The sequence below is a fragment of the Salinibacterium sp. NSLL17 genome, assembly GCF_015864935.1.
In the GTDB taxonomy this organism is placed as follows: Bacteria; Actinomycetota; Actinomycetes; order Actinomycetales; family Microbacteriaceae; genus Rhodoglobus.
In genome coordinates this window covers 671,047-679,642 of record NZ_JADYWH010000002.1, presented here as the reverse complement: position 1 = coordinate 679,642, position 8,596 = coordinate 671,047, and the positions used below count along the sequence as shown (strand labels likewise).

General features: G+C 63.1%; 9 protein-coding genes. 7 read left to right on the top strand and 2 right to left on the bottom strand.

Annotated elements, in window-relative coordinates:
* Positions 1 to 247 precede the first annotated feature (247 nt).
* The 5 genes from I6E51_RS12900 to I6E51_RS12880 all read left to right on the top strand — a co-directional run bounded on the left by I6E51_RS12900 (position 248) and on the right by I6E51_RS12880 (position 4,083).
* The gene (locus tag I6E51_RS12900; RefSeq protein ID WP_197110548.1) at positions 248 to 598 is read left to right on the top strand and encodes an HPF/RaiA family ribosome-associated protein; all 351 of its coding nucleotides are present in this window, start codon (positions 248 to 250) and stop codon (positions 596 to 598) included.
* A gap of 195 nt (positions 599 to 793) precedes the next feature.
* The gene (locus I6E51_RS12895; RefSeq protein ID WP_307783989.1) at positions 794 to 1,810 is read left to right on the top strand and encodes a proline racemase family protein; all 1,017 of its coding nucleotides are present in this window, start codon (positions 794 to 796) and stop codon (positions 1,808 to 1,810) included.
* Positions 1,807 to 2,787, top strand: coding sequence for an ornithine cyclodeaminase family protein (locus tag I6E51_RS12890; protein ID WP_197108473.1), 981 nt, complete (start codon positions 1,807 to 1,809; stop codon positions 2,785 to 2,787). The genes I6E51_RS12895 and I6E51_RS12890 overlap by 4 nt, the downstream gene beginning before the upstream one ends.
* The gene (locus I6E51_RS12885) at positions 2,780 to 3,469 is read left to right on the top strand and encodes a GntR family transcriptional regulator (RefSeq protein ID WP_197110546.1); all 690 of its coding nucleotides are present in this window, start codon (positions 2,780 to 2,782) and stop codon (positions 3,467 to 3,469) included. Before I6E51_RS12890 ends, I6E51_RS12885 begins: the two co-directional genes overlap by 8 nt.
* Before the next feature lie 182 nt (positions 3,470 to 3,651).
* Complete coding sequence (locus I6E51_RS12880; RefSeq protein WP_197110545.1) at positions 3,652 to 4,083, top strand: hypothetical protein; 432 nt, start codon at positions 3,652 to 3,654, stop codon at positions 4,081 to 4,083.
* A gap of 66 nt (positions 4,084 to 4,149) precedes the next feature.
* Here the strand turns inward: I6E51_RS12880 and I6E51_RS14595 are convergent, their stop codons facing one another.
* Both I6E51_RS14595 and I6E51_RS12870 read right to left on the bottom strand, forming a co-directional pair.
* Positions 4,150 to 5,619 (bottom strand): cell wall metabolism sensor histidine kinase WalK, encoded by a 1,470-nt coding sequence (locus tag I6E51_RS14595; RefSeq protein WP_197110544.1) that lies wholly within the window; start codon positions 5,617 to 5,619, stop codon positions 4,150 to 4,152.
* A complete protein-coding gene (locus I6E51_RS12870) occupies positions 5,616 to 6,320 on the bottom strand; it encodes a response regulator transcription factor (RefSeq protein ID WP_307783986.1) in 705 nt (234 codons plus the stop codon). The genes I6E51_RS14595 and I6E51_RS12870 overlap by 4 nt, the downstream gene beginning before the upstream one ends.
* An 84-nt stretch (positions 6,321 to 6,404) precedes the next feature.
* On the opposite strand from I6E51_RS12870, the gene I6E51_RS12865 reads away from it, so the two are divergent.
* Complete coding sequence (locus I6E51_RS12865; protein ID WP_197110543.1) at positions 6,405 to 7,460, top strand: YHYH protein; 1,056 nt, start codon at positions 6,405 to 6,407, stop codon at positions 7,458 to 7,460.
* A gap of 55 nt (positions 7,461 to 7,515) precedes the next feature.
* A complete protein-coding gene (locus tag I6E51_RS12860) occupies positions 7,516 to 8,595 on the top strand; it encodes a YHYH protein (RefSeq protein ID WP_197110542.1) in 1,080 nt (359 codons plus the stop codon).
* Position 8,596 lies beyond the last annotated feature (1 nt).

Sequence of the window (8,596 nt, the reverse complement as noted above, 5' to 3'; positions counted from 1 at the left end):
CTCTGCGCCGATGGTACTGCAAGGGGGACCTTGTGGGAGAGTAGGACACCGCCGGACTTCAATTGTAAAATAGCCACACCCTTCGGGGTGTGGCTATTTTGCTTTAACCACCTATGGCGTCACAAAGGCAATGCCTGGGCGTACAGCTTCGCGGCGTAGCGTGAGGAGTGGATGCACTAGCGGCCCTCCCGCGAACTCCTCACTTCAGGGCACGCTCGCAGCACTCCCCAACTGCCAGGAGGCGACCATGCAGGTCATCGTCAATACCGATAACAACATCACCCTCAGCGAAGACACCATTGCGTCAATTACGGCGGAGCTCGAATCCAAGCTCGCGCACTTCAGCGCTCACCTCACGCGACTTGAAGTTCACCTGAGTGACGAGAGTGCCAGTCGCAGCACAGGCGACGACATCCGCTGCCAGCTTGAAGCCCGCCCCGAAAACCGCACCCCCGAGCTTGCCAGCGATAACGCGTCAACAGTGGATGCTGCACTCAACGGCGCCACTCGAAAGATGCAGCACGTGCTCGAGACCACCTTCGGCCGCGCTGACCAGCACAAGGGTGCCAGCTCGATGGGCGGGGTTGAACCGAGTTAATCCGTGCGCGCGCGCCTAGTGCTGCGCGCTCTGCATCTGAGTGTGCAGGGCGCAGGGCGCCGGGCGCCGGGCGCCGGGCGCCGGGCGCCGGGCGCCGGGCCGCTGACTTCGCATCGACAAAGTGGGTCGCCGCTGGCAGACTGAATGGCATTGCAATTGCAATGTCACTCAGAAGCGCGGGAAGGCTGGCCAATCGTGGCGGAACAGTATTCGACGGTGGATTACCACACGGGCGGTGAGCCGTTCCGAATCGTTTCGTCGCTGCCGGTGAGCATTGAGGGCGCGGGAGTTCCCGAGAAGCGCGTCTTCGCGATGCAATCACCGGAGATCGAGCGCATCCGCCAGATTCTCTGCTTTGAACCTCGCGGCCACGCTGACATGTATGGCGGCTTCATCGTTGAACCGAACGACGCCGGCGCACACTTCGGCGTGCTGTTCTGGCACAAGGACGGTTTCTCAACCGCGTGCGGGCACGGCACGATTGCACTCGGCGTCTGGTCCATCGAGAGCGGACTCGTTGCCATAGACCCGAGTGGGCTTACCGACGTTGTCATCGATGTTCCTTCGGGGCGAGTCACCGCGCGTGTGCACACCGATGGCGACACCGTCACCGGCGTCGACTTCATTAACGTCGCGAGTTACGTGCTTGCCGAACGCGTTCCCGTCGCTACTTCGCGGGGCGAGGTCGTAGTCGATGTGACTTTTGGCGGCGCAATCTACGCGCAACTGGATGCGGCATCCGTCGGGCTCACAGTGACCCCCGAAGATGCGGCAGCCGTGATCGCGATCGGGCGGGAGATCAAGTGGGCTCTCAACGATTCGGCGTGTGCCGTGCATCCGTCCGACGAGCGACTGAGCGGCATCTACGGAACTATCGTGTACGAAACGTTGCCACCGCATCCGGGCGGCGCTGTTCACCAACGCAATGCCACGATCTTTGCCGACGGCGAGCTCGATAGGTCGCCGTGCGGTTCGGGCACGTGCGCACGCCTTGCGACCCTCACGGCGAACGGCACTCTCGCTGAGGATGCAACGCTGGTGCACGACTCGATCGTGGGCTCGCAATTCACCGCCCGCGTACTCGAGCGCGTTGAGGCGGAAGGCCACGACGCGGTGATGCCGCAAGTGACGGGGATGGCGTTCAAGACGGGCGAGCATGTCTTTACCGTCGACGCTCGCGACACCCTCACCCCAGGGTTCGTGCTGCGATGAGCGCCGCGCCCCGCTACCTCGACACCGCGGCTCTGTATGCCGCGATCAGCCCTGTCGAAGCCGTTGGTGCAATTCAGGATGCGCTGCTCGCCGGATTCGATACGGGAACCGACCATGTGCGGTCGACCGAGAAGCTGACCCAGGGCGACTTTCTCCTGATGCCCTCGGAGGTCGGGCCCTACGCCGGCATCAAGATCATCACGATCAGTCCGGAGAATCCGGCGCGGGGACTGCCGCGCATCCAAGGCCTCTACGTGTTGTTCGACAGCGAAACGTTGACGCCACAACTGCTGATGGAGGGGGCCGCGCTCTCGAACATTCGCACGCCCGCCGTCTCGTTGGCTGCCACTGAGGGGGCGCTACTGCGCAGCGCGGAGCCACTCCACGTCGTCATCTTCGGGGCCGGGCCGCAGGGAATCGATCATTTTGCAACGCTGAAAGCTGTGCTGGGCTCGAAGCGTGAGCTCGCCTCGGTCACGTTCGTGGTGCGCACTCCGCGGCCCATTGACGTCGTTGAAGCCACGGTCGTGGCGGCGGGGAGCGCCGATGCCGAAGCCGCCGTCGCCGAGGCCGGTCTCATAATCTGCGCGACGACAGCCCGCACTCCGCTCTTTGACTCCGCGGCCGTTCGAGATGACGCCGTCGTGATTGCCGTTGGCTCGCACGAACCGGATGCCCGTGAACTCGACTCCGCGCTCATGGCGCGCGCGCAAGTGATCGTCGAAGACGTGCCAACCGCACTGCGGGAAAGTGGCGACGTGATCCTCGCGACCGGGGAGGGCGTGCTTTCGGCCGACAACCTTCTTGCGATGGCCGATGTCGTGTGCGGCCGGGTCGAACTGCAGGCTGACCGTCCGGTGGTGTTCAAGAGCTCGGGGATGAGTTGGGAAGACCTCGCTGTTGCGTCCGCGATTAGTCGTGCAACGGCACCATCGAGGGTCGACGATGGCTACGGCGTTACGGGTACTGATGACTGAGCAGACGGCGGCGTCGCGACCGCCACGCGCGAGCATCCGCCAGTACGTTGCTGACACGTTGCGGGCGGCACTCATCGCGGGCGAGCTGGTGCCAGGGCAGGTCTACTCGGCCCCGGCGCTCGCCAAACAGCTCGACGTTTCGGCAACGCCAATTCGCGAGGCGATGCTCGATCTTGCCCGCGACGGGATGGTCGATGTTGTGCCCAATACGGGCTTTCGCATAACGGAGGTCACCGCGCACGACCTCGACCAGATCGCCGAAGTACGCCTGCTGCTCGAAGTGCCGATCATGGTGGAAGTGGCTGCGGCATCCGGTGCTGAGCGGGATGCACAGCTGAACGCCCTGCGACCCATCGTCGACGAGATGGTGGATGCCGCCCGCCGTAAGGACCTCACGGCGTACCTCAGTGCGGATGCGACTTTTCACACCCGCTTCCTTGCCCTGCACGGCAACGAGATCCTCGTGGCGACCGTGCGGGAGCTGCGCGATCGCACTCGCCTGCACGGACTCAAGGGGGTTGCCGATGCGGGCCACCTTGTCGAAAACACGAACGAGCACTACGCGATGATCGATGCGGCGCTTGAGCACGATCGCACCGCGATGGAGCAGATCATGCGCAACCATCTCAGTCACGTGCGCACGAACTGGGCTGCTGGCGAAGCACCGCAGGGCTCGCGCTAGAGCGCACTCACGCTACCGTCGACGACGTCGCTCCGAGGTGCGCACTCCGTTGCGCCGCTGGCGCGGTCTCAGTGGCGGTGAAGCTCGAAGGGTGCACTGCTCCGGTACTGCTGACTCCATCCGGAGGTGTAGCGTGCACTAGCGTGGCTGGCCGTTGGCCGGCACCAACCAAAGGATCACACATGGATGTTGAGAACGAAGTTCTGCCCACCAGCAAGGAGCGTCTCGAGGAAATCGGGCAACCCGGTCCGGAAGGTCCCATCTTCATGGTCAACATGCTGAAGTTCAAAGATCACGCCGAGTACCCCGACGGCAGAGAAACCGAGCTCACTGGCCGCGAGGCCTACCACCTCTATGCCAAGGTGGCGGAAGAACTGATCCGGGGCATCGGCGGAGAAGTGACCTTCGACGGCGACGTAACGTTCCTGAACACCGGCGAGGTCGAAGAGCTGTGGGACGAGATCATGATCGCGCGCTATGGCCAAAGGTCCGATCTTGTGGACATGGTCCGCACGGACGAGTGGAAAGCCGCTGCGGTTCATCGCGTGGCAGGGCTGAAAGGCGAACTCAATATTGAAACCGTGGCGTCAGCTACGAGCGTTCAATCGGTGTAACCAGCATTGCTAGGAGCCGAGCCACAGTCTGAGCTCGGTCTCCGGCGCGCGGGAGGAGTCGGCCGTTCAGTCGCGAATGGTCGGCTCCTCGGCGAGGGGGAGGTGCAGCTCGAAGGTTGCACCGCCTCCCGGGGTTGGCCGCAATTGCACAGAGCCGTGATGCTGGAGTGCGATCTCCAGAGTGACGGCAAGGCCGAGACCGGCGCCGTCGTGACTGCTCCGTACGCGAGACGGATCTGAGCGATAGAAGGGCTGGAAGATTTTGTCTCGCTCGTCTTCGGCAATGCCTGGTCCGTGATCCACGATGCTGATCACAGCCTTGTTGTCAATGAGGTTCGCAACGACAGCGACGGCGGTATCAGTCGGAGTATGGCGGCACGCGTTCGCAACGAGGTTAAGCAGTGCTTGGTGGAGTTGCGCCGGATTGCCGGTGAGCGGAACGTTCACTACTGCGCCGAGATCGGTCGTGATCGTGCGCGACGGGAAAGCGACCCGTAGATCGTCGACCACGTTCTCTGCCACCGTGACCAGGTCAACATCCTCTTGCACGGCCTCAAGCGGTTTTCCCTCCCGCACCAGTTGCAACATCGAGTTGACGAGCACGTTGAGGCGGATGCTTTCGTCGCCTACGCGGGACATTGCGCGATCGAGAGCGCCCGGAGTGGAAAGCATGTCTTGCGCGTAGAGGTCGCTGTAACCCTTGAGGGCGGTTAGTGGGGTGCGAATCTCGTGCGCGACATCCGCAAGCAGACGACGCATGTCATTTCGAGCCCGCGTAGCATCGGCGGCGGACTGCTCTCGCTCGGCGAGGGCATCCCGCAGTCGGTTCACCATCCGATCGATATCGGTCGAGAGCTCCGCGATCTCGCGCGAGCCACCCGCCGGTGCAATCGGGGTATCAAGCCCGCCATCCGCGATCTGCGTAACGCTCCGAGCAACTCCGGCGAGTGGCCGTGCGATCTGCCGGGCGAGGAACCAGGCCATCGCAGCTTCGAGCACGGCGATCGTGACCCCGCCGACCACTAGCGTGCCGCGCAGGCTCGCCAACGCTGCGTTGTAGGAATCGAGCGATAACGCGGTCACGCGAACCACACCATCCGGGGTCGGCGAGATTGACACCCGATAGTTGTCGACCGTGACTGTAGTGCTCGTGGTCGTTGCCCCGAAGTACGCGAGATCCGCCGCAGCGAACGGGCTTGTGATCCCCAGATTGTCGAGAACAGTACCGTCGGGTGCGACGGTGAACTGGACCGGGAGGCTCTGGTCATCAATGTTCGGAGTGGGTGGCGCTTGCTCCGACTCCGTGGTCGGGCCGCTATCGGGAAGAGAATCGGGGCGTGGGGCAGGGGCGTCGGGGTCCGCGTCGGCGGGCGGTGGAACAGTGGTCACTTCCGCACGGGCGAGTTCGGCGTCCACTTCTGCGAGGCGACGAGCACTTTCGCTGACGTCCACAGCGAGGGCGAAGGCGAGGAAGCCTACGACGATCGTCGCGAGAACGGGCAGCAGCAGCATCCATCTCAGAGAGAGGCGTCTCACGGGGCATCCTCGCGCAGAACATAACCTATGCCGCGGCGGGTATGAATGAGGGTCGGATGCCCGTCGTCGAGCTTGCGGCGCAGGTAGCCGATGTACAACTCGACCACATTCTCGCTGCCGGAGAAGTCGTCTTGCCACACCTCAACGAGGATCTGGGCCTTAGAGAGCACAACGCCGCGATTGGCCATGAGGTAGTGCAAGAGCCGAAACTCTGTGGCCGAAAGATCAACGAGGGCTCCGCCGCGACGAGCCTGGTGGCCGGCTAGATCAAGAGTGAGCGCGCCAACCTGCAGCATGGTTGTAGCCGTGCTCGGGCTGGTGCGACGCAGGATCGCCGCAACGCGGAACACCAGCTCGTCGACGGTGAACGGTTTGGTCAGGTAGTCGTCGCCGCCGGTGGCGAATCCGCGGATGCGATCCTCGGGCTCCGCCAGCGCAGTGAGAAAGAGAATGGGGGTCGTCGACCCGGTGGCGCGCAGTCGGCGGCACACTTCGAGACCGTCAATGCCGGGGAGCATCACATCGAGAACGATGAGATCAGTGGGCTGGGCGAGCGCCGAGCTGAGCGCCTGATGGCCATCGGCGACGCTCGTAACCGCATGGCCCTGAAAGCTCAAAGCGGTGGTCACGACGTCACTAATCGCTTCGCTGTCTTCGGCTACGAGGATGCGATGGGCGGGTGACTGCGGTGCGTTCGACACGGCCTGAATCTAGCAAGAAAAACTGTGGCACAGTTGTGGCGAATTCCACAGCGTGACCACAGCAACCGCGCCGAGGGTGTCACTATGAACACAACTGTACGGCGCGACATCCGCCTCAAACGTCCCCCGCTGTTCGCGGGCGTGCTCGTCTTGTCAGCCCTCGCGCTGGCAGCGTGCGCTTCGGCCGACACCACCAGCTCGACCTCAACCGACGGTTCCACCACTGCCGTGTCGGCTGGACTCGACCTTGACCTGTTCGTTGATGGAGCGATCGTTGGTGACCCAGCGACCGTCGACTGCACGCTTAACGGCGGCACGGAAACGACCTGTTACGAGATCACGATCTCCGGATACCCCACCGACCACGAGATCGGCCCGTTCTGCCCTGACACGACCTCCACTTCGGCTGACGACGCCGGTATTTGGTTCGATGGAGAAGAGGTCTACGACCTCGATGGTGAGTTCATCGCGAACCTCGCGGAGACCTACGGCGACGACGGCTGGCACATGTATGACGAGGACGGCAACGTCTACGTCACCGACACCGTTGAGGCCTTCGAAGCCGCAGCGCGTCCGGATGTCGACCCCGAGTACCAGAACTACTGCATCGAGGGCAGCTATGACTTCCTCGACAACGGTGAGCCGATCGAGTCGACCGTTCTGATCCCCACCACTCCTGTTGCCGCTGACGCGTCAGCAGCATCGCAGGGCAACCAGGGCATCACTCTTGACGGTGTCGTCATCGCCGAGTCCGCTCCCGTTGACGCCATCCTCGGCGCCTACACGATCGCCTCGTTCGACGACTGCGGCGCCCACTTCAACCCGTTCGAGGGCTACCACCTGCACGGTGCGACAGGGTGCTCCGAAGTTGGCGATGCCGCCGAAGGCGAGACCCCGATCTTCGGTTACGCGATGGACGGCTTCGCCGTGCACAGCCCCTACAGCGACGAAGAGCTCGCCAACGTAGAGCTCGACGAGTGCAACGGACACACCACCGACGAACTCGGTTACCACTACCACGCGAACTCCGCTGAAAAGAACCAGGTTATTCAGTGCCTCGTCGGCGAGACGGTAGCCAGTGACGATGAAGGCGCGGGCGGCCCGCCCGCTGGTGGCGCTCCCGCTGACCCTAACGAATAGCCCCAAAGGCGATTGCAACTGAACCGTTTCTGACGAAACCTTCTGGAGAATCAGTATGAAAACATCCGCCCAATTTGTGTTGGTGCCCTTGGCCTGTCTCGCGCTGCTACTGAGCGCGTGCACAGCAGTTGACGACTCGACGGAGAGCACTAGCGACGCGGTATCGTCGGCGACGGATTCCGAAGTCGCAGCGCTCTTCGCCGACGGAGCGTTGACGTCAGACGCGATCACCGTTGACTGCACCCTCTCCAACGGCAGCGAGTCAACGTGCTACCAATTTGAGGTCGCGAGTCTCTCATCAGCGGTCGATACTGAGGGCCCGTTCTGCCCCGAAACCACCACAGACGAGGGTGGAATTTGGGTCTGGGATGGGGACGAACCTGGTCTCTACGCGCTCGATGAAGACTTCTGGGCCCTCATGGAGTCGCAGGGCTTCGAGTTCGCTGACGCGGATGGCGACATCACGATCGTGGACCCTGCTGGCGGAACTCCGTCGTCATCGACGACAGAGAATTCCTGCCTGCAGGCCACACCGGATGACAGCTATCACCTGCAGGTGCTGATCCCCACGACGCCCGAGCTTCTTGACGAAGTAACGGACCTCTCGGTGATCTCGCAGATCGGCCTCGCCTTTGACGGTGTAACCATCTTCGGCGACGCTCCCTCGGTGCTCGACACCGGCGGACTCCCGGCGCTTGATGCCTGTGGTGGACACATCGACCCCTCGGGTTACTACCACTGGCACTTCGGCGCCGAGTCGATCCAGTCGATCTTGGATGCCGCGGGTGCGAACGTGACCTGTGCGATCGAGCAAGATAACGAAGCTCCCGTCGCGCTCGCCTACGACGGCTACGTGATCTACGGCTCAGAAGAGGATGGCGCAGTACCTACCGACCTTGATGAGTGCGGCGGCCACGTTTCTGACACCGAAGAGTTCGGTGAGGTGTACCACTACCACCTCAGCACCGACGCATCCAACCTGCCGCTGTGCCGAGTAGGGGCAACGGCAGAGGTAACACTCTCTAGCCCTGACGGCGACAACGTCGCGTTGCCGAACGGCACCGCTGGTGGCGGAGGCGGCGCACCCGGTGACGGTGGCCCGCCCGACGGCGAAGCTCCTGGCCAAGGAAACTAGG